Below are 23777 nucleotides of genomic sequence, written 5' to 3' on the forward strand. Positions count from 1 at the left end.
CGCGCTAGTCCCGCGCGGCCTCCCGCAGCCGCCCGAACTCCTCCGCCATCGTCGCCGCCGTCCAATGCGCGTTCAATCCGCTCGGGTTGGGCAGAACCCACACCCGCGTGTCCCCGAACAGCCGCTCCTGGGGCCCCACTTGGGCCTTCCGGTCGTCGAACGCCGCCCGGTACGCGGTGACCCCGAGCACGGCCAGCCAGCGCGGCTGCCATCCCGCCACCTTCGCGGCGAGCGACCGCCCGCCCTCCCGGTACTCCTCCGCGCTCAGCTCGTCGGCGCGTGCTGTGGCCCGTGCCACCACATTCGTGATCCCGAGGCCGTATGACAGCAACTCGCCCTGTTCCGCGGGCTTCATGAGCCTCGGGGTGAAGCCGGACAGGTGCAGCACCGGCCAGAAGCGGTTGCCGGGGCGGGCGAAGTGGTGGCCGGTGGCCGCCGTCATCAGCCCCGGGTTGATACCGCAGAACAGCACCGCGAGGCCGTCCGCGACGACGTCCGGTACGAGACGGTCGCGGGCGGCCTCCAGTTCGGCCTGGGTGAAGCGGGTCAGAGGATCGCCCCCGGGGTGTAGCCCGCGGCCTCCGGGTGCTGCTTCGCGATCTCCTCGACGCGGGCGACCACGGCGGCGACCTGGTCGGCGGCGGCGCCGGTGAAGGACAGCTTGTCGGCCATCAGCGCGTCCAACTGGGCGCGGTCCAGCGGGATGCGCTCGTCGGCGGCGAGCTTGTCCAGCAACTCGTTGCGCTCGGCGCCCTGTTCACGCATCGCCAGCGCGGAGGCCACCGCGTTCTCCTTGATGGCCTCGTGCGCGACCTCGCGGCCGACACCCGCGCGGACGGCGGCCATCAGCACCTTGGTGGTCGCGAGGAACGGCAGGTAGCGGTCCAGCTCACGCGCCACGACCGCCGGGAACGCGCCGAACTCGTCGAGCACGGTCAGGAACGTCTCCAGGAGACCGTCCAGCGCGAAGAACGCGTCGGGCAGGGCCACCCGGCGCACCACCGAGCAGGAGACATCGCCCTCGTTCCACTGGTCGCCCGCCAGCTCGCCGGTCATCGACGCGTAGCCGCGCAGGACGACCATCAGGCCGTTGACGCGCTCGCAGGAGCGGGTGTTCATCTTGTGGGGCATCGCGGACGAGCCGACCTGGCCCGGCTTGAAGCCCTCGGTGACCAGCTCGTGCCCGGCCATCAGCCGGACCGTCTTCGCGACCGACGACGGCGCCGCCGCGACCTGCACCAGCGCGGTCACGACCTCGTAGTCCAGCGAACGCGGGTACACCTGGCCGACCGAGGTGAACGCCTGCGAGAAACCGAGGTGGGAGGCGATCCGCTGCTCCAGCTCCGCGAGCTTCGCCGCGTCGCCGCCGAGCAGGTCCAGCATGTCCTGGGCCGTGCCCACCGGACCCTTGATCCCGCGCAGCGGGTAGCGGCCGAGCAGCTCCTCGACCCGGCCGTGGGCCACGAGCAGCTCGTCGGCGGCGGTCGCGAAACGCTTGCCGAGGGTGGTGGCCTGCGCGGCCACGTTGTGCGAGCGGCCGGCCATGACCAGCTCGCCGTACTCACCGGCCAGCTTCCCGAGCCGGGCCAGGACGGCCACCGTGCGGTCGCGGATCAGCTCCAGGGAGAGCCGGATCTGCAACTGCTCGACGTTCTCCGTCAGGTCCCGGGAGGTCATGCCCTTGTGCACCTGCTCGTGCCCGGCGAGGTCGTTGAACTCCTCGATCCGCGCCTTCACGTCGTGCCGCGTGACCTTCTCGCGCTCGGCGATCGACGCGAGGTCGACCTGGTCGAGGACACGCTCGTAGTCCGCGATCGCCGCGTCCGGCACCTCGATCCCGAGGTCCTTCTGGGCCCGCAGCACGGCGAGCCAGAGCTGCCGCTCCAGCTTCACCTTCTGCTCGGGGGACCAGAGCGTGGCCAGCTCGGTCGAGGCGTAACGTCCGGCGAGGACGTTCGGGATGCGGGGCTTGGCGGCAGCGGAAGTCACGTGTACGGATTCTACTGGCGATTCGTGCAGGCCAGCGCCATAGCCCCGTTCGTCGGAAGCTACGAGACCTCCGTCACCGTCCCGCGTCCGCGAGGTCGGCCAGCACCTCCGCGTGGCACAGCAGGGGCGCGCACCAGCAGGCCAGCGTCCGGCCGCGCAGCTCCGGGACCAGGGCCAGCAGGTCGGGGCGCGCCAGCAGATACGCCCGGTACTTCGCCATCACCTCCGCGCGCGTGCCGTCCCGGCGGCGCGCGGCGGTGTCGTAGGCGAAGGGGTTGTAGAGCGGGTGGCGGGGGAGGTCCCAGCCGCCGAGGGTCCAGCGGCGGCCGACGTAGACGACGGCCTCGGGGGCGAACTCCAGGCGGGGGCCGAAGTCGTGGATGCGGCCCCTGACGTCGATCACCCGCGTGGTCATGGGGAGTTACGCCGCCGGGCCCTCGTAGGGGACGAGGTCGGGGCGCTTGGGGGAGCGGCCGTCGCCGGAGGAGCGGCCGGTGAGGCGGCGGCCTATCCAGGGGAGCAGGTACTGGCGGGTGAAGCGGACGTCCTCCACGCGGCGGGCGGTCCAGTTCGGGGGCGGGGTCGGCGGCATCGGCGTCCGCCACTGCGGGTCCTCCGCCTCGTAGCCCAGGGTCTGCCACACGGCCTCGGCGACACGGCGGTGGCCCTCATCCGTGAGGTGGAGGCGATCGACGTCCCACGCGCGCGGGTCGGCGAGCGACGGGGCGCCGTACAGGTCGACGACCAGGGCGCCGTGCCGGGCGGCGAGGTCGTCGACGCAGGCGAAGAGCTCCTCCATGCGCGGCCGGAAGCGCTCCAGGACCGGGCCCTGGCGTCCGGGGCTGCGCATCAGCACCAGGTGCTTGCAGGCGGGCGTGAGGCGCTCCACGGCCTCCTCCAGCAGGGCGCGCACCCGGCCCATGTCGCACTTGGGGCGCAGGGTGTCGTTCAGGCCGCCCACGAGCGTGATCACATCGGGCCGCATGTCCGCCGCCGGGCCGACCTGCTCCTCGACGATCTGCGCGATCAGCTTGCCGCGCACGGCGAGGTTGGCGTAGCGGAAGCCGGGCGTCCGGGCGGCCATCCGCCCGGCGAGGAGGTCGGCCCAGCCCCGGTAGGTGCCGTCCGGGAGGAGGTCCGACATGCCCTCGGTGAAGGAGTCGCCGATCGCGACCAGGCTGGTGTGCGTGGGATTCGTCTGCATGGCGACGAAGATGATATCCCGCGTCCATACCCGCCGGTCGGTCCCCCTTCCCTGGTCCGGCCCCGGTCCGGCCCCGGTCGGGCTCCGGCCGGGGCCCGGGTTCAGGCGCGCTGTCCGAACAGCTCCCGCAGCACGTCCTCCATGGTCACCAGACCGGTCAGCCGGCCCTCCTCGTCCAGGACCGCCGCCAGGTGCGTACGGCCGCTGCGCATCGCGGTGAGGACGTCGTCCATGGGCGTGCTCTCCCGGATGTTCGCGATGGAGCGCATGTCCTCCACCTTGAACGGCTCCTCGCGGGGCGAGGCGTCGAGCGCGTCCTTCACGTGCAGATAGCCGATGATCCTGCGCTCCGCGTCCACGACCGGGAAGCGGGAGAACCCGGACTCGGCCGACAGCACCTCCAACTGGGCCGGGGTGATGCCCGCGACCACGTAGTCGACGCGTTCGAGGGGGAGTACGACGTCCCGCACCGGCCTGCTGCCGAGCTCCAGGGCGTCGTTCAGCCGCTCCCGGGCGCGCTCGTCGATGAGGCCCGCCTCGCCGGAGTCCCGGACAATCCGGGCGAGTTCGGCGTCCGAGAAGGTCGCCGTGACCTCGTCCTTGACCTCGACGCGCAGCAGCTTGAGCAGGGTGTTGGCGAACGCGTTGATCGCGAAGATCACCGGGCGCAGGGCCCGCGAGAGGGTCACCAGCGGCGGCCCCAACAGCAGCGCGCTGCGCACCGGTTCGGCCAGGGCGATGTTCTTCGGCACCATCTCGCCCAGCAGCATGTGCAGATAGGTCGCCAGGCTCAGCGCGATCACGAAGGACACCGCGTGGCCCGCGCTCTGCGGAACACCGACCGCGTGGAACACCGGCTCCAGCAGATGCGCGATGGCGGGTTCGGCGACGATGCCGAGCACCAGCGTGCACAGCGTGATGCCGAGCTGCGCCGCGGCCAGCAGCACGGACACGTGCTCCAGGCCCCACAGCACGCTCTTGGCGCGCCGGTCGCCCTGCTCGGCGTGCGGCTCGATCTGGCTGCGGCGCACCGAGATCAGCGCGAACTCGGCCCCCACGAAGAAGGCGTTGACGACCAGCGTCGCCAGCCCGATCAGCAGTTGTACGGCGGTCACAGCTCCCCCTTCGCGGACTCGGAACCGGAGCTGGAGCCGGAGTCAGAGTCGGTACCGGACGTGGCGTGCGGCGCGTGCAGCAGCAGCCGTGCGGCCCGCCGCCCCGAGGCGTCGACCACGTCGATCCGCCACCCGGCGACCTCGACGACGTCCCCGGCCTCGGGAATCCGCCCCAGCTCGGTGGCGACCAGACCGGCCAGCGTCTCGTACGGTCCCTCGGGCGCCCGCAGTCCGACGCGCGCGAGCTGGTCCACGCGGGCGGCGCCGTCCGCCGAGTACAGGGCGCGGCCCCCGTCGTCCGTCCCGGCCGCCGCGAGGTCGGGCGTCTCGTGCGGGTCGTGCTCGTCCCGCACCTCTCCGACGACCTCCTCGACGATGTCCTCCAGGGTCGCGACCCCCGCCGTACCCCCGTACTCGTCGATGACGACGGCCATGGTGCGCTTGCCGGACAGCCGGTCCAGGAGCCGGTCGACGGTGAGGGACTCGGGGACGAGGAGGGGTTCGCGCAGCACCTCGGCGAGGGGGAAGCGGGCCCGCTGGTCCGCCGGGACCGCCAGGACGTCCTTGATGTGCACGGTGCCGACGACGTCGTCGAGGCTGCCGCGGTAGACCGGGAAGCGGGACAGTCCGGTCGCCCGCGTCGCGTTGGCCACGTCCTCGCAGGTCGCCTGGGCGTCGAGGGCGACGACCTGGACGCGGGGCGTCATCACGTTCTCCGCGGTGAGGTCGGCCAGGTTCAGGGTCCGCACGAACAGTTCGGCGGTGTCCGGCTCCAGGGCGCCTTCCTTGGCGGAGTGCCGGGCCAGCGCGGCCAGCTCCTGCGGCCCGCGCGCGGAGGCCAGCTCCTCGGCGGGTTCCAGGCCGAAGGCCCGCACCACATGGTTCGCCGTGTTGTTCAGATGGCTGATGAAGGGACGGAACGCGGCACTGAACCAGCGCTGCGCGTTGCCCACGCGCTTGGCCACGGCCAGCGGTGAGGAGATCGCCCAGTTCTTCGGCACCAGTTCGCCGACGACCATCAGGAACACCGTCGACAGCGCCGTGCCCAGCACCAGCGCCACGGACCTCGACGCGGAGTGCGAGATGCCCAGCGACTCCAGCGGGCCGGCGATGAGCGCGGCGATCGACGGCTCGGAGAGCATGCCGACGACCAGGTTGGTGACCGTGATGCCGAGCTGCGCGCCGGAGAGCTGGAAGGTCAGGTTCCGTACGGCCTTCAGGGCACCGGAGGCGCCCCGCTCGCCGCGCTGGACCGCGCGCTCCAGCTCGCCGCGCTCGACGGTGGTGAGCGAGAACTCGGCCGCGACGAAGGCGCCGCAGAGGAGCGAGAGCAGGATCGCCACCAGCAGCAGGAGCACTTCCGTCATCGGGTCACCTCCGTCCCATGATCGGACAGGACAGGGAGGTTCGCGCGATGTCGCGTACTGGGAGGCTCGCCCATGGGCGGACGCTCACACCTTTCGAAGAGACGCAGAAGTGCCGGGCCACCACCAATGGTAAAGGATGGGCAAAGCGATCAGGTCGTGAGGTGCTTCACCCAGCGCCGCCAGTGGTCCTCGCGGGTGTACCCGGCCGCGCGCCAGGCATGCTGCCCGGTCTCGTTGCGCTCCAGGACCATCGCGTCCCCGCGGCGCCCGCCCACGGCCGCGAACCGCTCCTCGGCCGCCGTCAGCAGCGCCGAGCCGATGCCCCGGCGGCGCTGCTCCGGGTGCACGGCCAGCCGGTAGAGGTGACAGCGCCACCCGTCGAACCCGGCGATCACCGAGCCGACCAGCCGCCCGTCGCGTTCCGCGAGGATCAGCGCGTCGGGGTCCGTCTCGATGAGCCGGGCCACACCGTCGCGGTCGTCGCTGATGCTCGTCCCCTCGGCGGCCTCGCCCCAGAACGCCAGCACGGCGTCGATGTCGGAGAGGGCCGCGCTGCGCATACGTAGATCACTCATGGGGTGAGCCAAGCAGGCCGTGGGCGGCAGCGGCGAGTGGATTTCCGCGCGCTCGTCGCCGCCGCCCACAGCCACAGTCACCGTCACAGCCACCATCATCGGTACCGCCACCGTCACCCACCGGTACCGCCAACGCCACCGCTCCACGGACCGGCCGGGCCGGCCGGGTCACTCGTGCGCGATGGCCGCCAGTACGTTCATCCGCGACGCGCGCAGCGCCGGCAGCAGGGCCGCCACGATGCCCACCACCGCCGAGCCGATCACCACCGCGACGATCGTGCTCCACGGGACCGCGAGCGCCTTCATGCCCTGGAGGGCCAGGACCTGTTGCGCGCAGACGCCCCACAGCAGCCCGAGACCGAGGCCCAGGACCGCGCCGAACACCGCGATCACCACCGACTCCAGCCGGATCATCCGCCGCAGCTGGCGCCGGCCGAGTCCGATCGCGCGCAGCAGGCCGATCTCCCGGGTGCGCTCGACGACCGACAGCGCGAGCGTGTTGACCACACCGAGGACCGCGATGACGATGGCCAGCCCGAGCAACGCGTAGACGAGATACAGGAGTACGGCGATCTGGTCGTGGACCAGCTTCTTGTAGTCGGCCTCGTCGCGGACCTGCACCTGCGGATAGGGCTTGAGTGTCGTGTCCAGCGCCGTGCGGAGCCGGTCGGCGCCGGTGCCGGAGGCGGCGTTCACGTACAGCACGGAGTCCTGGCCGTTCGGGACGTACTTCTCGACCGTCGCGATCCCGAAGAACAGCCCGCCCTGCGTGCCGAATCCGCCCGCCGACTCCTGGTCGCTGAGGGCGCCGACCGTCAGCCGTGTGGTGTGTCCGCCCGGGAACTCGACGGGGAGCACGCTGCCCAGCCGTACTCCGTGGTCCTTTGCGAAGTCGGCGGTCATGGCGAGGTGTCCCGGCGCGAGCGCCGAAGTCGTGTTCCCCTGCGCGTACTTGATGTGGGCGACGTCGTCGAGCGCGCTGTCGTAACCGGCGGCCGTGGTCTCGACCCGCTTGCCGTCCGGCAGCCGGACCGCGAGCGGCGCGAAGCGGGCGCGCACCACGAGACCGACGCCTTCGGTGGCGCGCACATGCTCCGTGACCTCCTTGGAGAACGGTACGAAGCTGCCGTTCTGGATCACGAAGTCGGCGCCCAGCGTCTTGTCGATCTGCTGGTCGAAGGACTTGGACATGGAGGCGCTGGCCACCGACATCCCGCCGACCAGGGCGAGGCCCACCATCAGGGCCGCGGCGGTGGCGCCCGTACGGCGCGGGTTGCGCAGGGCGTTGCGCTGGCTCATCCGGCCGATGGAGCCGAACAGGGCGGGGAAGGCGCCGCCCAGCACCCGGATCATCGGGCGGACCAGGAGCGGGCCCGCGATCACGGTCGCGATCAGGGTCAGGACGATCCCGAGGCCCAGGAGGGAGGCCGCCGAGGCGGTCCTCGTCGCGGCGGCGCAGCCCGCCAGCGCGGCCACCCCGATCGCGCCGACGACCGAGCCCGCCACCGCCCGCACCTTCAACGGCCGCCCCACACCGGCGACTTCGGCGTCCGCGAGGGCCGCCATCGGCGAGACCGTGGCGGCCCGCCGGGCCGGGAGATACGCGGCGACGAAGGTGACACCGACCCCGACGACGTACGAGGCCACGGGAGTCGGCCAACTCACCACCATCTCCGTGGTCTTGAGGTTCATGCCGAACGCCGTCATGAGCTTGATCAGCCCGGCCGCGAGTCCGACACCGGCCGCCAGACCGAGCGTGGAACCGATCAGGCCGAGCAGCAGCGCCTCGGTGAGCACCGAGCGCCGCACCTGTTTGCGGTCGGCGCCGAGGGCGCGCAACAGGCCCAGTTCGCGGGTGCGTTGGGCGATCAGCATCGAGAAGGTGTTCACGATCAGGAACACGCCGACCAGGACCGCGATGCCCGCGAATCCCAGCATCACGTATTTGATGACGTCGAGGAAGCCGCCCAGATCGGCCGCGGCCGACTTCGCCTGTTCGTCGGCGGTCTTGATGTCGTAGGAGCCGGAGGAACCGATCGCGGCGGCCACCCGCTGCTTGAGCACGGCGTCCGACACGCCCTTGGCCGCGTCCACCGAGATGCTGGTGGCACGGTCGGGCGCGCCGAGGAGCTGGGACTTCGCGGTCGCGGGGTCGAGGAAGACCAGCGCGGCACCGGGGTTGGTGGTGGTGAAGGTGGCGATGCCGACGATCTCGACCTTGAAGCTGCCGGGCTGCGCCTGCACGGTCAGCGTGTCGCCGATCCTGACGTGCTTGTTGTCGGCGGTGTCGGCGTCGAGGAGGGCCTGTCCGGCGCCCCGCGGGGCGTGGCCGGAGGTCAGTCGCACCGGGCTGCGGTCGGTGAGGTACCAGTCGGTGGCGATGGTGGGCGCGCCGGTGGTCGGCCCGACCGACTTGTCCTCGCTGTCGACGACCACGATGTTCTGCACGGAGACGTCGGCGTGGGTCGCGGCGACCCCGGCGACCTTCGCCACCTGTCCGGCCAGTGCGGCGGGCACGGTCTCGGTCGCGCCGGTGGGCACGGAGGACTTGAGGTCCTGCTTGGGTTCCACGGTCACGTCGGCGGACGTGGACGCGAAGAGCCGGTCGAAGGTGCGGGTCACCGTGTCGGAGAAGATCAGGCTGCCGGCCACGAACGCCACCGACAGCACGACGGCCAGCGCCGAGAGCAGCAGCCTTCCCTTGTGCGCGAGGAAACTGCGGAGGGTCGCCTTCAGCACCGGTTCAGTCCTTGTCCTCGGTCCGGGGCAGCGGCTCGTCGAGCTGCCCCTTGGCCAGGTCCAACCCGGGGGCCTGGGGGTCCGCCCCCGAAAACAGGCGCATCCGCTCCAGCACGCCCTCCGCCGTGGGCCGTTCCATCTCGTCCACGATCCGCCCGTCCGCGAGGAAGAGCACCAGGTCGGAGTGGGCGGCGGCGCCCGGGTCGTGGGTGACCATGACCACGCTCTGACCCAGGCCGTCGACCGCGTCGCGCAGGAAGCCGAGCACCTCAAGACCGGCCCGCGAGTCGAGGTTGCCGGTCGGTTCGTCCGCGAAGATCAGCTCGGGCCGGGAGGCGAGCGCCCGCGCGCAGGCCACCCGCTGCTGCTGGCCCCCGGAGAGCTGGGACGGCCGGTGGCGGAGCCGGTCCCGCAGGCCGAGCGTGTCGATGACCTGGTCCAGCCACTTCTGGTCCGGCTTCTTCCCGGCGATGTCCATGGGCAGGGTGATGTTCTCGGCCGCGTCGAGCGTCGGGATGAGGTTGAACGACTGGAACATGAACCCGATCCGGTCCCGCCGCAGCCGGGTCAGCTCGCGGTCCTTCAGCCCCGTTATCTCGGTGTCGCCGAGCCACACCTGTCCGGCCGAGACGGTGTCGAGCCCCGCCAGGCAGTGCATCAGCGTGGACTTCCCGGAGCCGGAGGGGCCCATGACGGCGGTGAAACGGCCGCGCGCGATGTCCACGTCGACCGCGTCCAGGGCGAGGACGGTGGTCTCGCCCGAGCCGTACGCCTTGGTCAGACCGCGGGCGCGGGCCGCGATCCGGTCGGCCGAGGCCCGCCCCGGGGCGTGCTCCGCTGAAGGTGTGGACAAGGCGGCCTCCTGGAGTTGCCTCGCGCGTGGACGTGCCCGACTCCGTGCTTCCGGCCGAGCCTAGTGTGACGCTTTGCACACCCGATATCCCCCGTGCGACCGAGGCGGTCTCCGTCCCAGGTCGGGTCCCGGATACCGGTGTAAGGGGCACTCTCCACCCACGGGAGGAGCCGCCGCCCCCGCCGAGGAGCCCTTGCCTCTGCTAGCGATTCGGCGCTAGCGTCTTGGTATGGCGAAGACCCAGCTGAACGTGCGCGTCGACGAGGGCACCGCCCGCGCGGCCCGCGAACGTGCCCTGGCGCGTGGCATGAGCGTCAACCGCTACATAGAAGAGCTGGTCAGACAGGACACCGGAGAGGTCGGCCACACCTTCGTCGAGGCCGCCGCCGACTTCATGAAGCAGTACGAGTCCGTCTTCGCCGACGAGTTCGGCGCCGACGGGGAGAGCACCCGCGAAGGTCGCCGCTGATCCCTTGAACAACCTCAGGATCGACCTCGCCTGGCTGCTGATGCTCGCCGAACAGAAGACACCCGGAGACCCCCAGGTCACCGACTGGGGCGCGCTGGTCGCCGCCGTCGCCCGCCACCAGGCCGACATATTCGACGTCCCCGTCTACGACAGCCCGCACGCCCGTGCCGCCGCGTTACTCCAACTCCTCATCCACGTCCCCGCGTTGGAGCGCTCCAACGCCCTCTTCGCCTCGGCCGTCGCCTACGCGTACCTCGTCGCCAGCGGCCTGAAGGTCATCACCTCGCCCGAACAGGTCCGCGATCTCGCCCGGTTGGTGAAGAGCGGCGAGGCCTCGGTCGACGACATCGCGCACGAACTGCGCCAGTGGAGCCTGTGATCACCCGTCCCCGACCGGCCGCCAGGCCGTGCCCAGGACGCAGTACGACATCGGCAGCGCGGGCCCCTTCTCCGGGACCGACACCCGCCGGTACGGCCCCAGTTCGAACCCGGCGGCGCGCAACGCGGCGACCGGGTCACGGCTCAGACGGCAGCCACCGTTCAACGGCGGCCACAGCGTGCGGTCCAGCGCGCGCTGGGTGAACACCATCGCCGGTCCGCCGCCCCGGCCGTGCTCGAAGAACCGCACGACCCCGCCGGGCCGCAGCACCCGCCGTGCCTCGGCGAGCGCCCGCGGCACATCGCGCACGCTGCACAGCACCAGCGAGAGCACGACGGCGTCGTAGGCCTCGCTCTTGACGGGCAGGCGCTCCGCCGCGCCCGGCACCACGTCGACGGGCACCTCGCAGCGGAGCGCGGACTCCACGGCCAGTCGCCGCAGACTCCGCTCGGGCTCGATCGCGACGACCTCCGACACCGTGCCCGGATAGTGCGCGAAGTTCAGGCCGTTCCCCGCGCCGATCTCGATCACCCGCCCGTGGAGCCCGGCGAGCAGTCTCTCCCGCATCCCGGCGAGGCCGAACCGCGACTCGGCGCGCACGCTGAAACGGGCGTAGTGACGGGCGAACAGCGGGTGGTGGACGGCGTCCCTCGGCACGGTGCCGGAGCCGGTGGACCGTAGCGGCATGGCGACCTCCCGGTGGGGACCGGAACCGGTCCCCACCGGGATTGTCCCCCTTGCCGGCCGCGCCCACCCCCGCTGCCGCGCCGCGCGGGTCAGGAGATGAAGTCGCGCACCTGCTCGTAGACGCCGTGGTCGTTGTTCATGTCGGTGTGCGAGATGCACCCGACGTCGACATTGGTCGCGCCGCTCAGCTCGGCCGAGGTGTCCGGGTTGATCGCCTCGTCGCAGTCCGACCAGTAGGCCGCGTACGACACGCTGCCGGGCGTCTCGTCACCGGAGTTGAGCGCGGTGAGGAAGGAACTCCCGGTCTCCATCTCCTTGCAGGACGTGTACAGCCAGCCGCAGAGCGAGGCGATGTTCGTCCCGTGGTTGACCCCGGCGACCGACACGAAGTGGTCGACGTACGTGGTCCCGCCGAGGTTCTTGAGGTAGTAGCGGCTGTTCAGCGCACCCATGGAGTGCACCACCAGGTCGACCTTCGAGGCGCCGGTCTTGGAGAGCACGGACTGGATGTACGTCGACAGCGTCGAGGCGGTCGTGACGTTCGACTTCGTCCAGTCGTAGGAGATCGCGTACAGCTCGGAGGACGAGTAGCCGTCCGCCTCGAAGTCCGCGATCCAGTCGTCCCAGCTGCTGGAGTCGCTGCTCAGCCCGTGCACGAAGACGATCGGATCGTGGCTCGCCGCGTGAGCGGGCGTCGAGGCCAGCGAGAGTGACAGAAGGAGCGAGGTCGTCACGGCCGACAGGGCCGCGGCGATGCGACGCTTGTGGCGCTGCATGATGCCTCCTGATACGGGTGGGGTTGTCAGGAGTGTCAGCGGGGTCTACGCGCGCCGCATCGGCGAAATCGCCGGTCTTTACGGGTGAATTAACTCGCCAGTAACGTCAGTTGTGTGGTGACACCAGTGAACCCCCCACCTCTGGACCGCACTTGGCCACCGTCGCGCCCCGACGGGCGGCGCACACCCGACCCCGCGCTCCCCGAGGGCGTCCGCGTCCGCCTCCTGCGCATGGTCCACGGCGACCTCCGCGCCGCCGCCGAACTCCGCGCCCGCCTGACCCCGCGCCAGGCCGCCGGACTCGACCCCCTCCCCACCGAACCGGCGTCCCTGGCACCGGAGTTGCTCAACCGGCACCGCCGGGAGATCCGCTCCCTGCCCGACGACACCCGCCTGCTCCTCCTGCTGGCCGCCGCCGACCAGTACCCGGTGGCCACCCACGCCTTCCTGCGCGCCGTCGCGGCGGGCCGGCTCGACACCCGTCCCCTGGAAGCCGCCGAGACGGCGGGCGTCGCGCAGGCGACGGCGGGCGGGGTGCTGTTCCGTGACGCGTGGACGAGGATCGCCGCGTACGAGACCGCGTCCCCGGCGGACCGGCGCGACGCGCACCGGCTGCTGGCGCGGGTGCTGCGCGCGCGGGGCGAGACGCCCCGCCGCTCCTGGCACCGGGGCGCCGGTGCGCTCGGTCCCAGCGTGCGGCTCACCGCGGAACTCCGCACGGCGGCGGACCAGGCACGGGCGGCGGGCGACCACCCCCTCGCCCGCGCCCTGGCGGAACGCGCCGCCACCCTCTCCCGCGACCCCCGCGAACAGTCCCGCCTCCGCAACCGCGCCGCCGGAGACGCCTGGCAGTCCGGCGAGGGCGACCGGGCCCGAAGACTCGCCGCGGCGACGGACAGCGACGCGCTGAACGGGGTGTTCGCCCTGCGGGCGGGCAACGCGGCGGAGGCCTTCGACGCGCTGCTGATCGCGGTGGCGCGAGGAGGCGCCGAGGAGGCGGCGACCCGGCGGGAGCGGGAGGGGGAGCAGGAAGGGGAGGCGCCCGCGGCCGGGGGCCGCGTGACCGTTACACCGCGAACTCCCGCCCCGGACCACGCCGTTCACCTCCTGGCCAGGGCCACCGAGGCCGCCGTCTACACCGGGGACCTGAGACGCTGCCGGGAGGCGGCGGCGGTCGCCTCCCGGCTCGGGATCGTGCCGCACGGAACGCTCGGGGGACTGGCCGCCGCCTTCGAGGGACGGTACGAGGACGCCCGGGACCTGCTGAAGGCCGCCGCCGGGCGCTGCGGTCCCGGGGGTGACCCCACCCTTCTCGTGCACGCCGGGATCGCCGCCCTGATGCTCGGCGACCACACCCGCGCCACCACCGCCACCGTGCGGGCGGCGGCCTCGGCACGGGCACGCGGCGCGACCGTGATCGTGGCGCAGGCGATGGAGTTCCGCGCGTACGCCGAGTTCTGGACCGGACACCCGAAGGCCGCCGAGACGGCCACCGCCGACGCCCTGTGGCAGGCCCACGCCACCGGCCAGGACAACGGCGCCTGCCATCTCCAAGCCGCCCTCGCCATGTTCGCGGCACTCACCGGGGACGAGGACGTCTGCCGCGAACGGGCCGCCGCCGCCCGCTCGTACGCCCTCTGCCACGGCCTGGGACTGCCCGCCGCCCTCGCCCAATGGGCCCTCGCCTACCTGGACTTGAGCAGCGGACGCTTCGCCGCCGCCGCGGCCCGGCTGCGCGCGCTCGCCGGGTTCGGCCCGGGCCACGGCCACCGCGCGATCCGGCACCTGGCCACCCCGCACTACGTCGAAGCCGCTGCCCGCAGCGGCGACACCCGCATCGCCCGCGCCGCGCACGCCGACTACGACCGCTGGGCGCGGGCCGTACGCAGCGCCGACGACCTCGCCCTCAGCGCCCGCTGCCGCGCCCTGCTCGCCCCCGGCGCCGAGGCGGTCGAGCACTACCGCACCGCCCTCGACCTGCACGCGCACGGCACCCGCGACTTCGAACGGGCCCGTACCGAGCTGCTGTTCGGCGGCGCCCTGCGCCGACTGCGCCGGCGCACCGAGGCCCGCGACCACCTGCACACCGCGCTGGAGGCCTTCGAGTCCTTCGGCGCCCCGCACTGCGCGGCCCAGGCCCGCGACGAACTCCGCGCCCTCGGCACCCCGGTGGCCGCGACCGCCCTGCCCACGGCAGCCGCCCACCTGACCGCCCAGCAACTCATGGTCGCCCGGATGGCGGCGGACGGCGCCACCAACCGCGAGATCGCCGTCCGCCTCGCCCTCAGCCCCCGCACCATCGACCACCATCTGCGCGGCGTCTTCAGCCGGTTGGGCATCCGCTCCCGCATCGAACTCGTGCGGCTGCTGGCGGAAGGGGAGGCGTCCTAGGCCGGTTCGGCGTCCCGCGCGGGCGCCGCCTCCCGCTCCCGGAACGCCTCCGCGTCCCACACCCCGTCGAGCCGCCCCGCCACCCAACTCGGCGCGGCGGCACGGAAGTCGGCGGGGGACCACGCCCCGGCCCCCTCCGGCAGCGCGCCCAGCAGGGGCGCACCGGACACCTCCGGCAGGTCGGCCACATTGCAACGCGAGGCGAGATCAGGCGTGGTGGGCCAGCTGCCGATGACCACGCCCAGCGGATCGAGGCCCTGGGAACGGAGTTCACGGGCCGTCAGTTCCGCCGTGTTCAAGGTGCCCAGGCCCGCCGACGCCACGACCAGGACCGGTGCGCCCAGCAGCCGGGCCACGTCCGCCAGCGTGCCGCCCTCCGCGTCGAAGCGGACGAGCAGCCCGCCCGCGCCCTCGACCAGCACGAGATCGTGCTCGGTGGCCAACTTCTGCGCCGCTTCCGCCACTTCGTGCGGGTGGACCGGCGTCATGGCGGCCCTGCGGGCCGCGGTCGCCGGTGCCAACGGCTCGGGGTAGCGGGCCAGTTCGGCCGTCGTGACCCCGCCCGCGAGCCGCGCGACCTCGTCGGCGTCGCCGCGCTCGTCCGGCCGCAACCCCGTCTGCGCGGGCTTCAGGACGGCCACCGTGCGGCCGGCCGCCAGGGCCGCGGCGGCCACCGCGGCCGTCGTGACCGTCTTGCCGACCTCCGTGCCCGTGCCCGTGATCACCAGTACCGGCATGTCATCCCTCCCGTGCCGCCGCACACACCGCGCGGGCGATCCGCGCCAGGTCGGCGTCGCCCGTGACGTACGGCGGCATCGTGTAGACGAGGTCGCGGAACGGCCGCAGCCACACGCCCTCGCGGACGGCCGCTTCCGTGGCCGCCTTCATGTCGACGTCGTGGTCGAGCTGGACCACGCCGATGGCGCCGAGGACGCGGACGTCCCGGACGCCGGGGAGCCCCGCGGCCGGGGCCAGGCCCTCCCGCAGGCCCGACTCGACGCGCTTGACCTCCGCCGACCAGTCCTGCCCCAGCAGGAGTTCGATCGACGCGCAGGCCACGGCCGCCGCGAGCGGATTGCCCATGAAGGTCGGGCCGTGGGCCAGGACCGGCACCTCGCCCCGTGAGATGCCCTCGGCCACCCGAGACGTGCACAGGCTCGCCGCCATCGTCATATAGCCGCCGGTCAGCGCCTTGCCCACGCACATCACGTCCGGCGTCACGGCCGCGTGCTCCGCCGCGAACAGCGCGCCGGTGCGGCCGAAACCCGTCGCGATCTCGTCGAACACCAGCAGCACGTCGTGCGCGTCGCACGCCTCGCGCAGCACCCGCAGATACGCGGGGGAGTGGAACCGCATCCCGCCCGCGCCCTGCACCACCGGCTCCACGATCACCGCGGCCAGTTCGTGCGCGTGCCGCCCGATCAGCTCGCGCAGATGCTCGGCGTACGACTCCTCGTAGGCGGCCGGAGGCGCGTCCGCGAACACCTGGCGCGGGAGCACGCCCGACCACAGTTCGTGCATCCCGCCCTCGGGGTCGCACACCGACATCGGCTGCCAGGTGTCCCCGTGGTAGCCGCCGCGCCAGGTCAGCAGGCGCTGTTTCGCGGGGCGGCCGAGCGAGCGCCAGTACTGGAGGCACATCTTCACCGCGACCTCGACCGACACCGAGCCCGAGTCGGCGAGGAAGACATGCTCCAGGCCCTCGGGAGACATGTCGACAAGGAGCTTCGCCAGGCGTACGGCGGGCTCGTGCGTGAGACCGCCGAACATCACGTGGCTCATCCGGCCGAGCTGCTCGCGCGCGGCCTCGTTGAGCACGGGGTGGTTGTAGCCGTGGATCGCCGACCACCAGGACGACATCCCGTCGACCAACTCCCCGCCGCCGCCCGCCAGTCGGAGCCGCACCCCGCTCGCCGACTCCACGACGAGCGGGTCGGCCCGGCCCGGCATCGGGCCGTAGGGGTGCCAGACGTGCCGCCGGTCCAGTTCCAGCAGCTCCGGGACGGGCAGGCGGCCGGTCGGGTCAGGCATTGGGCGCGATGTCCGTTCCGGCACCTCGACGGCGTACGGAGACCAGGTCGCGGCGCACCTCGTCGACCTGCGGCGCGGGGGTGGCCGTAGGCGCGGCGGCGGGTGCGGAACCGCAGACTCCGGCGCCCTCGTGGCCGCCGCAGCCCCCGCCGCACCCGGCGTCCTCGTGCGACCCGCAGCCGCCCGCCGCCACCGTCGCCCGGTGCTGCGGCAGCGTCACCTCGCCCGCGCCCTCCACCTCGAAACCGGCGTCCGCGATCATCTCCAGGTCGGCGTGACCGGCCTGGCCCTCGGACGTCAGGTAGTCGCCGAGGAAGATCGAGTTGGCGAGGTTCAGGGCCAGCGGCTGCATCGTGCGCAGATGCACCTCACGCCCGCCCGCGATACGCACCTCGACGTCCGGGCACACGAACCGCACCATCGCGAGGATGCGCAGACACCGCTGCGGGGTGAGGTGCCACTCCGTTTCGAGCGGGGTGCCCTCCATCGGGATCAGGAAGTTCACCGGCACCGAGTCCGGGTCCAGGTCGCGCAGCGAGAAAACGACGTCGACCAGGTCCTCGTCGCTCTCACCCATCCCGGCGATCAGGCCGGAGCAGGCGGAGAGGCCCGCCGCGTGCGCCTTCTGCACGGTGTCGACGCGGTCGGCGTAGGTGTGCGTGGTCGTGATGTCGCCGTACGTCGACTCGGAGGTGTTCAGGTTGTGGTTGTAGGCGTCCGCGCCCGCCTCGCGCAGCCGGTCGGCCTGGCCGTCGGAGAGCAGGCCGAGGCAGGCGCACACCTCGACGCCCTCGTTCTGGTCCTTGATCGCCTTGATGGTGCCCGCGACCCGGTCCACGTCCCGGTCGGTCGGGCCCCGGCCGGAGGCCACCAGGCAGACCCGCTTGGCGCCACCCGCCACCCCGGCCGCCGCGGCCTTCGAGGCGTCGTCGGGTTTCAGCCAGGTGTACTTCAGGATGTCGGCCTTGGAGCCGAGCCGCTGCGAGCAGTACGAGCAGTCCTCGGGGCACAGGCCGGACTTGAGGTTGACGAGGTAGTTGAGCTTCACCCGTCGCCCGAACCAGTGCCGCCGCACCTTTCCGGCCGCGGCCACGACGTCCAGCAGGTCGTCGTCGGAGGTGGCGAGGACGGCGAGTGCTTCGGCGCGGGTCGGCAGCTCGCGCCGAAGCCCCTTGTCCACGAGCGTGTTCAGCAGGTCCATGAGGCCCGATCCTGTCCTACGGGACCGCTCGCGGCCAAGGAGAGATTGCACAAGACATGGCCCTGGGGGTGTGGGTATCACCACACCATGGGCGACCGGTCGTCCGATTAGTGTCTGTGCACTGCCTACAAAAGCCCCGGAGGAACCATGGCGTTCGGCTGGATCGACGACCAGGCGGAGCTGCGCCGCCGCGCCGGGCTCGTACGGACCCTGCGCCCGCGCCCCGCCGACTCCCCGCTCCTCGATCTCGCGAGCAACGACTACCTGGGGCTCGCCCACCACCCCGAGGTCGTCGAGGGGGCCGCGGCGGCGGCCCGGACCTGGGGCGGCGGGGCAACCGGGTCGCGGCTCGTCACCGGTACGACCGAGCTGCACACGCGGCTGGAGCGCGAACTGGCCGAGTTCACCGGCTTCGAGGCGGCCCTCGTCTTCTCCTCCGGCTACGCGGCCAACCTCGCCGCGGTCACCACGCTCGCGCCGCACGGTTCGCTGATCGTCTCCGACGCGGGCAACCACGCCTCCCTGATCGACGGCTGCCGGCTGGCCCGGGGCGCCACCCAGGTCGTAGGACACGGGGACCCGGAGGGGGTGCGCAAGGCGCTGCGGACGCACGACGGGCCGGCCGTGGTCGTCTCCGACTCGGTGTTCTCGGTGGACGGGGACGCGGCTCCGGTCGAGGCGCTCGCCGAGGCGGGCCGGGAGTTCGGGGCGGGGCTGCTGCTCGACGACGCGCACGGGCTCGGGGTGCTGGGCGAGGGCGGGCGCGGGGTGCCGTACGCGGCGGGGCTCGCGGGGGCCGAGGACGTGGTCGTGACGGTCACCCTGTCCAAGTCGCTGGGCAGTCAGGGCGGGGCCGTGCTCGGTCCGGCCCGGGTGATCGACCATCTGGTCAACGCGGCACGGACGTTCATCTTCGACACCGGCCTGGCGCCGGCCGCCGCGGGGGCGGCGCTGGCGGCGCTCACCCTGCTGCGGCGCGAGCCCGAGCGGGCCGCCCGGGCGCGCGCCGTGGCGAGTGAACTGCACGCACGGTTCACCGCCGCGGGTCTGGAAGCGGTACGTCCGGACGCCGCGGTGGTGTCGGTGCGGGCACCGTCCCCGGAGGCGGCCGTGCAATGGGCGGCCGACTGCCGTACGGCAGGGCTGGCCGTGGGCTGCTTCCGTCCTCCTTCCGTGCCCGACGGCATCTCACGGCTCAGGCTGACCGCCCGAGCGGACCTCTCCGGGGCCGAGATCGAACGCGCTGTACGTGTGATCGGCGAGACGCGACCATGAGTCGGCGTGACACGGTCGTGCGTCGCTGACGGGGGGAACCGGTCAGTGGAAGGCGCCGAGGAATCCCGTCCAGCTCTCGGGGGAGAAGAGCAGAGCGGGTCCCTGCGGGTCCTTGGAGTCGCGTACGGCGAGCAGCCCCGCGCGGGGGCCTGAGTGCGGGCGGGCCGCCTCGACGCAGTTGTTGGCTCCCGTGCTGTAGCTGCTGCGCAGCCACCGCACGCCGGACAGATCGGTACTGGAAGGTACGTTCCGAGGCAGTGCAGACATGGTGCCTCCTTACGCGCCGTCACCTATCCCGGCGATGTAGTCCAACGAGTCCTCGGGCGAAAGGGCGTGGAACTGAAGGGTGTTGAAGGCCTCGCTGTAGGCCTCTAGGTCTTCTTTCCGTTCGAGGTAGAGGCTACTCGTCAAGTGGTCGAGAACAACCACGTCCAGATCGGAAGTGCTCGGAAAGGAGAAGATAACGAAAGGCCCGGTGATGCCGATGTGTGCTCCTGCGGCGAACGGCAAGATCTGAAGCCTGACTTGGGGCAGCCGGGCCGCCTCCGCGAGCCGTGTCAGCTGGCGTGCCATCACACCCGGCCCGCCGACCTCCCGGCGTACCACCGCCTCGTCGAGGACCACGCTCAGCTCCAGCGGCGGATCCGCCCGCAGGATGTCCTGCCGGGCCAGCCGCACCTGCACCAGCGCGTCGAGCCGCTCCGGCCCCTCGTCGTCGAGGCCGCCCACGGCGGCCCGGGTCACCGCCCGCGCGTACTCGGGGGTCTGGAGCAGTCCGGGGACCACCGAGGTCTCCAGGGTGCGGATCGTGCTGGCCTGTGACTCCAGGCTGATGAAGTCCCGGTAGGCGGGCGGCAGCACCCCGCGGTAGGCGTGCCACCAGTGGTGCCGACCGCCCCCGTCCTCGGAGCCCGCCAGTACGAGCAGCATGTCCCGCAGGTGCGTGTCGCCGACCTGGTAGGCGTCCAGGAGTAAGCGGACGTCCGGCGGTTTCACGCCACTCGCGCCGGTCTCGATGCGGCTCACCTTCGACTGGTGCCAGCCGACCAGCCGGGCCGCCTCACCGCTGGTGAGCCCCGCGTCCGCACGCAGCGCGCGGAGTTCGGCGCCCAGTTTCCGGCGGCGCACCGCGGGACCGTACTGCATGGGTTTCTCCTTACTCCTTCCGAGCCGCCCAAATAGAGTCTGGGTTCGCAGAGTTCACCGCTTTGAGCGACAGATATATGCATATCTTGGTGGATCGGCACCGTTGGCGACGCGGTAATGGCAGTCTGGCGAAGAAGCACCAGTCCGGGACCGTACTCGAACCATCCGCTCCGTGTCGGACACCGGTCCCGCGGGAAAGGGACGACCGCGCCATGGCAGACCATCTGGAAGCATCCGTCACTCTGCCGAGCGATCCCGCCTCGGTCTCCACCGCCCGCTCCTACGTGGTCGGGACCCTCGTGGAATGGGGACTGCCGGCGGACACGGAGGTCGCCGACACCATCCGCCTCATCGTGTCCGAACTGGCCACCAACGCCGTGCAGCACACCTTCGGACAGTCGCCCACCTTCACGGTGGACATCGAGCTGGAGCGGGACGAACAGCTGCGCATCGGCGTCACCGACAGCCATCCCCGCTTCCCGAAACGCCTGCCGGCCGCCGTCCAGCAGGACAACGGCCGGGGCATGGTCATCATCCGCTGGCTGACCGCGGAGTGCGGCGGCAGGCTCAGGGTCAGGCCCACCCTGGAGGGCGGCAAGACGGTCTCCATCGAAGTGCCCTGGACGGTCCCGGCCCGGCCGGTCACCGCGGCGGGCCAACAGGAGCCGTAGCACGAGGTGTTGAGTGCGCCGGTACACCCGAGGGGGTGGCGGTCCGTCAGGAGACCGCCACCCCCTCGGGAGTTTTCGACGCGGGTCAGCTGACCCGGCCGTACCAGACGCTCTTGGTCCAGATCTTCTGCAACCGCACCACGTCCCCGGTCTTCGGGGCATGCCAGATCTTCCCGCCGCCGGCGTAGATGCCGACGTGGTAGACGCTGGAGCCCGAGTGGAAGAAGACCAGATCCCCGGCCTTGCGGCTCCCGGCCGAGATGTGGTGGGTCTTGTTGTACTGCTGGGCCGCCGTACGGGGCAGCTTCTTGCCCGCCTTCTTGTACGAGTACAGCGTGAGCCCGGAGCAGTCGAAGCGGCCCGGTCCGGTGGCCCCGTACCTGTACGGGGCGCCCTTCTTGGACGCCGCGACCTGGAGTGCCTTCGTCGCGGGTGTCGCCGCCGCGGCGTCGGAGGCGACACCGGGGATCACGACGGAACCGCCCACGGCGGCGATGGCGAAGGCCGAAGCCGTACCGGCCCGGACCATCAGCGACGGGACACGATTGAGCGCAGTCATGCGCAACCCTTCGTCAGCCGCCTGTGAAGGATGACCTGTCGGATTCGGGCTGGCGAAGTTGCCCGGCCGCACACTCGCGGCTTCACCCCAAGGGCTGCTCGACCCGGTCATGGCGTGACCGTCCCGGCGACCCGTCGTGCTTGGGTCCTCCACTCCTGCCGATGCAATCCTGTCGACCTGTCATCCGGGCGGCGGCAGGACTCGGCGTCCGCCCGGATCGCCCCGCCGCTGCGGCGGGGTCTTGTCGTCAGACAGGGATCTTCACCTATGAATGTCCGAAAAGCCCAACGGAATCGGGGATTTGTGGGGTTACTCACCACCCACCCGTTCGGGTGAACGCAGCGGTGTTCGAAGGCGTGTCGAGGGCGCGCAGCCCTCGGACCAGCACCGGAACACCTCGCCCCGCCCTCCGCCTACGCGTGGTGCGCAGGCCGGACGGCCGCATGGGCGGAGCGGCGACTCCACCGATCGGGGGTACGCCGTTCGGCCCGTTTCGACCCCGCTTTGGACGGCCGCGGGTCCGTCAACTGTCGGAGGGCGCGGGGATGGTGACGCGGGCCGTGCGGCGCTCGCCGTCCAGCACGCGCAGCGCCCGCGCGAGGGTGGGCGCGTGCAGTTCGGTCTCGCCCCGCTGGTGCATCAGCGCCAGCGCGTCCCGCAGCTCGGTGGCCTTGGCCACCAGCGCCTGGGCGGCCCGCAGTCCGCGATAGGTGTCCCCGTGGTGCGCCGGGTTGATCCGGCCCAGCAGGTCGGCCACGTCCAGATAACGGTCGATCAACTCGCCCTCGGCACGCGTCAGCGCGGGCAGCGGCGGCAGCTCCGGCGGCAGCATTCGCGGCTCACTCCCCGCCCGGCTCGGTGAACGAGGTCTTGCGGGTCGCCACGATCCGGTCCACCAGCCCGTATTCCAGGGCTTGTCGGGCGTCCATGAGCAGGTCCCGCTCGATGTCCGCGCCGACCTGCTCCGCCGTCCGGCCCGTGTGCAGCGCGAGCACGGCCTCCAGTTGGGACCGGGTGCGCGCCAACTCCTCGGCCTGGATGGCGAGATCACTCGTCTGTCCGTGGATCGGCTCGGGCAGCGAGGGCTGACGCAGTTCCATCCGCGCGCCCGGCAGCGTCGCCCGCTTGCCCGGGGTGCCCGCCGCCAGCAGCACCGCCGCGCTGGTGCCGGCCCGGCCGAGGCAGACCGTCTCCACGTCGCAGGTGACGTACCGCAGCGTGTCGTAGATCGCCGACATCGCGGTGAAGGAGCCACCGGGCGAGTTGATGTACAGCGAGATGTCCCGGTCCGGTGCCAGGTACTCCAGGTGCATGAACTGGGCCATCACATCGTTCGCCGCGATGTCGTCGATCGGTGTCCCGAGGAAGACGATCCGCTCCTCCAGCAGCTTCGAGTACGGGTCGAGCGTCCGGTGCCCGGAACTGGTGCGCTCGGTGAATTCGGGCAGGACGTGGCGGGCGAACGGTCGGGTCATGGGTACCCCTCCTTCGGCATCTGTAAGAAATGTACAGGACGTACATGACGTTATGATGGGGCTATGGCCTACGAGATTCCGGTGACGCAAGCCAGGGCTGAGCTCGCCGACCTGATCAACCGGGTGGTGTACGGCGGTGAGCGCGTCGTCGTGACCCGGCACGGCAAGCCCCTGGTCGCGCTCGTCTCCGCCGCCGACCTGGAGCGGCTCGACGAACTCGACAAGCTGGCCGCGAACGCCGACGAACAGGTGATCAGCTCCGTCTCGCAGGTCCGCGAGGTCGCGTCCGCTCCCCGCGAACACCGGCGCTTCGGCATCGCGGCGGAGCACCGGGGGCCGAACCCCTCCTAGCCGCGAGGCAACAGGGAGACAGGGCGACAGATCGAGAAGTCGACAGATCGGCGGCCGGCTCTACGGGCGTAGATCCGATTGTCCTGATCACAGCTCGGTTAACTTGCTTGAAACCCGGTCCAACTAGCCTGCCGATCCACGCCACCAGCGATGTCGACCGGGGGCTGCGGCAACCGGACCCCGCACGGTCCGGAGCGAGGACTGTGAGGTGGGAGCGTGCAACTGACCCCGCACGAGCAAGAGAGGCTGCTGATCCATGTGGCGGCCGACGTGGCCGAGAAGCGCCGCGCCCGTGGTCTGAGGCTCAACCACCCCGAGGCGGTCGCCCTCATCACGTCGCACATCCTCGAAGGCGCCCGCGACGGCCGTACCGTCGCCGAGCTGATGTCCTCCGGGCGCAAGCTGCTCACCAGGGAGGACGTCATGGAGGGCATCCCCGAGATGATCCACGACGTACAGGTCGAGGCGACCTTCCCGGACGGCACCAAGCTCGTCACCGTCCACGACCCGATCGTGTAGGAGGC

26 protein-coding genes and 1 riboswitch are annotated in these 23777 nt (G+C 71.9%); of the genes, 7 read left to right on the plus strand and 19 right to left on the minus strand.

The genetic code is table 11. The features are described from left to right. Positions 1–4 precede the first annotated feature (4 nt). From mug to ACIQPR_RS38710, 9 genes are all read right to left on the minus strand, one after another. Positions 5–550: a G/U mismatch-specific DNA glycosylase gene (mug, locus tag ACIQPR_RS38670; RefSeq protein WP_403658923.1), complete on the minus strand. Its 546-nt coding sequence runs from the start codon at positions 548–550 to the stop codon at positions 5–7. After that, positions 547–1989 (minus strand): adenylosuccinate lyase, encoded by a 1443-nt coding sequence (gene purB, locus ACIQPR_RS38675; RefSeq protein WP_403658587.1) that lies wholly within the window; start codon positions 1987–1989, stop codon positions 547–549. Before purB ends, mug begins: the two co-directional genes overlap by 4 nt. Before the next feature lie 73 nt (positions 1990–2062). Continuing rightward, positions 2063–2404 carry a DUF4326 domain-containing protein gene (locus tag ACIQPR_RS38680; protein ID WP_403658590.1) on the minus strand — a complete coding sequence of 114 codons (342 nt, stop codon included), beginning with the start codon at positions 2402–2404 and terminating at the stop codon, positions 2063–2065. Between the two features lie 6 nt (positions 2405–2410). Continuing rightward, on the minus strand, positions 2411–3193 hold the full coding sequence (locus ACIQPR_RS38685; protein ID WP_403658593.1) for an SGNH/GDSL hydrolase family protein: 783 nt from the start codon (positions 3191–3193) through the stop codon (positions 2411–2413). 101 nt (positions 3194–3294) lie between these two features. Further along, positions 3295–4308: a hemolysin family protein gene (locus tag ACIQPR_RS38690; protein ID WP_403658596.1), complete on the minus strand. Its 1014-nt coding sequence runs from the start codon at positions 4306–4308 to the stop codon at positions 3295–3297. Next, positions 4305–5675 carry a hemolysin family protein gene (locus ACIQPR_RS38695; RefSeq protein ID WP_403658599.1) on the minus strand — a complete coding sequence of 457 codons (1371 nt, stop codon included), beginning with the start codon at positions 5673–5675 and terminating at the stop codon, positions 4305–4307. Before ACIQPR_RS38695 ends, ACIQPR_RS38690 begins: the two co-directional genes overlap by 4 nt. Before the next feature lie 149 nt (positions 5676–5824). Continuing rightward, positions 5825–6250 (minus strand): GNAT family N-acetyltransferase, encoded by a 426-nt coding sequence (locus tag ACIQPR_RS38700; RefSeq protein ID WP_403658601.1) that lies wholly within the window; start codon positions 6248–6250, stop codon positions 5825–5827. Positions 6251–6418: 168 nt separating this feature from the next. Continuing rightward, positions 6419–8989: an ABC transporter permease gene (locus ACIQPR_RS38705; RefSeq protein ID WP_403658604.1), complete on the minus strand. Its 2571-nt coding sequence runs from the start codon at positions 8987–8989 to the stop codon at positions 6419–6421. Between the two features lie 4 nt (positions 8990–8993). Beyond that, the gene (locus tag ACIQPR_RS38710; protein WP_403658607.1) at positions 8994–9842 is read right to left on the minus strand and encodes an ABC transporter ATP-binding protein; all 849 of its coding nucleotides are present in this window, start codon (positions 9840–9842) and stop codon (positions 8994–8996) included. 229 nt (positions 9843–10071) lie between these two features. Between ACIQPR_RS38710 and ACIQPR_RS38715 the strand changes: the two genes are divergently transcribed. Together ACIQPR_RS38715 and ACIQPR_RS38720 are read left to right on the plus strand one after the other, a co-directional pair. After that, on the plus strand, positions 10072–10311 hold the full coding sequence (locus ACIQPR_RS38715; RefSeq protein WP_043668432.1) for a hypothetical protein: 240 nt from the start codon (positions 10072–10074) through the stop codon (positions 10309–10311). Positions 10312–10315: 4 nt separating this feature from the next. Beyond that, positions 10316–10690: a fic family toxin-antitoxin system, toxin component gene (locus ACIQPR_RS38720; RefSeq protein ID WP_359610432.1), complete on the plus strand. Its 375-nt coding sequence runs from the start codon at positions 10316–10318 to the stop codon at positions 10688–10690. On the opposite strand, the gene ACIQPR_RS38725 is transcribed toward ACIQPR_RS38720, so the two are convergent. Both ACIQPR_RS38725 and ACIQPR_RS38730 read right to left on the minus strand, forming a co-directional pair. Beyond that, a complete protein-coding gene (locus ACIQPR_RS38725) occupies positions 10691–11377 on the minus strand; it encodes a class I SAM-dependent methyltransferase (RefSeq protein ID WP_403658611.1) in 687 nt (228 codons plus the stop codon). An 89-nt stretch (positions 11378–11466) separates the two neighbouring features. After that, positions 11467–12153 (minus strand): esterase/lipase family protein, encoded by a 687-nt coding sequence (locus ACIQPR_RS38730; protein ID WP_403658614.1) that lies wholly within the window; start codon positions 12151–12153, stop codon positions 11467–11469. 117 nt (positions 12154–12270) lie between these two features. Between ACIQPR_RS38730 and ACIQPR_RS38735 the strand changes: the two genes are divergently transcribed. Beyond that, positions 12271–14544: a LuxR C-terminal-related transcriptional regulator gene (locus tag ACIQPR_RS38735; RefSeq protein WP_403658926.1), complete on the plus strand. Its 2274-nt coding sequence runs from the start codon at positions 12271–12273 to the stop codon at positions 14542–14544. Here ACIQPR_RS38735 and bioD read toward each other — a convergent pair. From bioD to bioB, 3 genes are read right to left on the minus strand one after another with little or no spacing between them, the layout of a single operon-like run. Then, the gene (gene bioD / locus ACIQPR_RS38740; RefSeq protein WP_403658617.1) at positions 14541–15281 is read right to left on the minus strand and encodes a dethiobiotin synthase; all 741 of its coding nucleotides are present in this window, start codon (positions 15279–15281) and stop codon (positions 14541–14543) included. The two genes, ACIQPR_RS38735 and bioD, sit on opposite strands and share 4 nt — an antisense overlap. Before the next feature lies 1 nt (position 15282). After that, entirely contained in the window at positions 15283–16575 is a 1293-nt protein-coding gene (locus ACIQPR_RS38745; protein WP_403658620.1) for an adenosylmethionine--8-amino-7-oxononanoate transaminase, read from the minus strand. Further along, on the minus strand, positions 16568–17776 hold the full coding sequence (bioB, locus tag ACIQPR_RS38750) for a biotin synthase BioB (protein ID WP_403658623.1): 1209 nt from the start codon (positions 17774–17776) through the stop codon (positions 16568–16570). The genes ACIQPR_RS38745 and bioB overlap by 8 nt, the downstream gene beginning before the upstream one ends. Before the next feature lie 147 nt (positions 17777–17923). Between bioB and ACIQPR_RS38755 the strand changes: the two genes are divergently transcribed. Beyond that, positions 17924–19051: an 8-amino-7-oxononanoate synthase gene (locus ACIQPR_RS38755; RefSeq protein ID WP_403658626.1), complete on the plus strand. Its 1128-nt coding sequence runs from the start codon at positions 17924–17926 to the stop codon at positions 19049–19051. Between the two features lie 42 nt (positions 19052–19093). Here ACIQPR_RS38755 and ACIQPR_RS38760 read toward each other — a convergent pair whose 3' ends face one another. Together ACIQPR_RS38760 and ACIQPR_RS38765 are read right to left on the minus strand one after the other, a co-directional pair. Beyond that, positions 19094–19318 (minus strand): DUF397 domain-containing protein, encoded by a 225-nt coding sequence (locus ACIQPR_RS38760; protein WP_019070950.1) that lies wholly within the window; start codon positions 19316–19318, stop codon positions 19094–19096. Between the two features lie 9 nt (positions 19319–19327). Continuing rightward, positions 19328–20197, minus strand: a complete 870-nt coding sequence (locus ACIQPR_RS38765; protein WP_403658629.1) for a helix-turn-helix domain-containing protein — start codon at positions 20195–20197, stop codon at positions 19328–19330. A 212-nt stretch (positions 20198–20409) separates the two neighbouring features. Here ACIQPR_RS38765 and ACIQPR_RS38770 point away from each other — a divergent pair, with 212 nt between their 5' ends. After that, positions 20410–20868, plus strand: a complete 459-nt coding sequence (locus ACIQPR_RS38770) for an ATP-binding protein (protein ID WP_403658632.1) — start codon at positions 20410–20412, stop codon at positions 20866–20868. An 85-nt stretch (positions 20869–20953) separates the two neighbouring features. Here ACIQPR_RS38770 and ACIQPR_RS38775 read toward each other — a convergent pair whose 3' ends face one another. The 3 genes from ACIQPR_RS38775 to ACIQPR_RS38785 all read right to left on the minus strand — a co-directional run bounded on the left by ACIQPR_RS38775 (position 20954) and on the right by ACIQPR_RS38785 (position 22902). Then, a complete protein-coding gene (locus ACIQPR_RS38775) occupies positions 20954–21427 on the minus strand; it encodes a C40 family peptidase (protein ID WP_200716611.1) in 474 nt (157 codons plus the stop codon). A 3-nt stretch (positions 21428–21430) separates the two neighbouring features. Further along, positions 21431–21612, minus strand: a riboswitch (cyclic di-AMP (ydaO/yuaA leader). Positions 21613–21950: 338 nt separating this feature from the next. Continuing rightward, entirely contained in the window at positions 21951–22259 is a 309-nt protein-coding gene (locus ACIQPR_RS38780) for a hypothetical protein (protein ID WP_200716610.1), read from the minus strand. A gap of 7 nt (positions 22260–22266) precedes the next feature. Then, positions 22267–22902 carry an ATP-dependent Clp protease proteolytic subunit gene (locus ACIQPR_RS38785; RefSeq protein ID WP_403658636.1) on the minus strand — a complete coding sequence of 212 codons (636 nt, stop codon included), beginning with the start codon at positions 22900–22902 and terminating at the stop codon, positions 22267–22269. Between the two features lie 63 nt (positions 22903–22965). On the opposite strand from ACIQPR_RS38785, the gene ACIQPR_RS38790 reads away from it, so the two are divergent. Next, positions 22966–23253 carry a type II toxin-antitoxin system Phd/YefM family antitoxin gene (locus ACIQPR_RS38790; protein WP_403658639.1) on the plus strand — a complete coding sequence of 96 codons (288 nt, stop codon included), beginning with the start codon at positions 22966–22968 and terminating at the stop codon, positions 23251–23253. A gap of 216 nt (positions 23254–23469) precedes the next feature. Beyond that, positions 23470–23772 carry an urease subunit gamma gene (locus ACIQPR_RS38795; RefSeq protein WP_055535472.1) on the plus strand — a complete coding sequence of 101 codons (303 nt, stop codon included), beginning with the start codon at positions 23470–23472 and terminating at the stop codon, positions 23770–23772. Positions 23773–23777: the final 5 nt, after the last annotated feature.

It is taken from the genome of Streptomyces sp. NPDC091280, from assembly GCF_044768565.1.
Classification (GTDB): Bacteria; Actinomycetota; Actinomycetes; order Streptomycetales; family Streptomycetaceae; genus Streptomyces.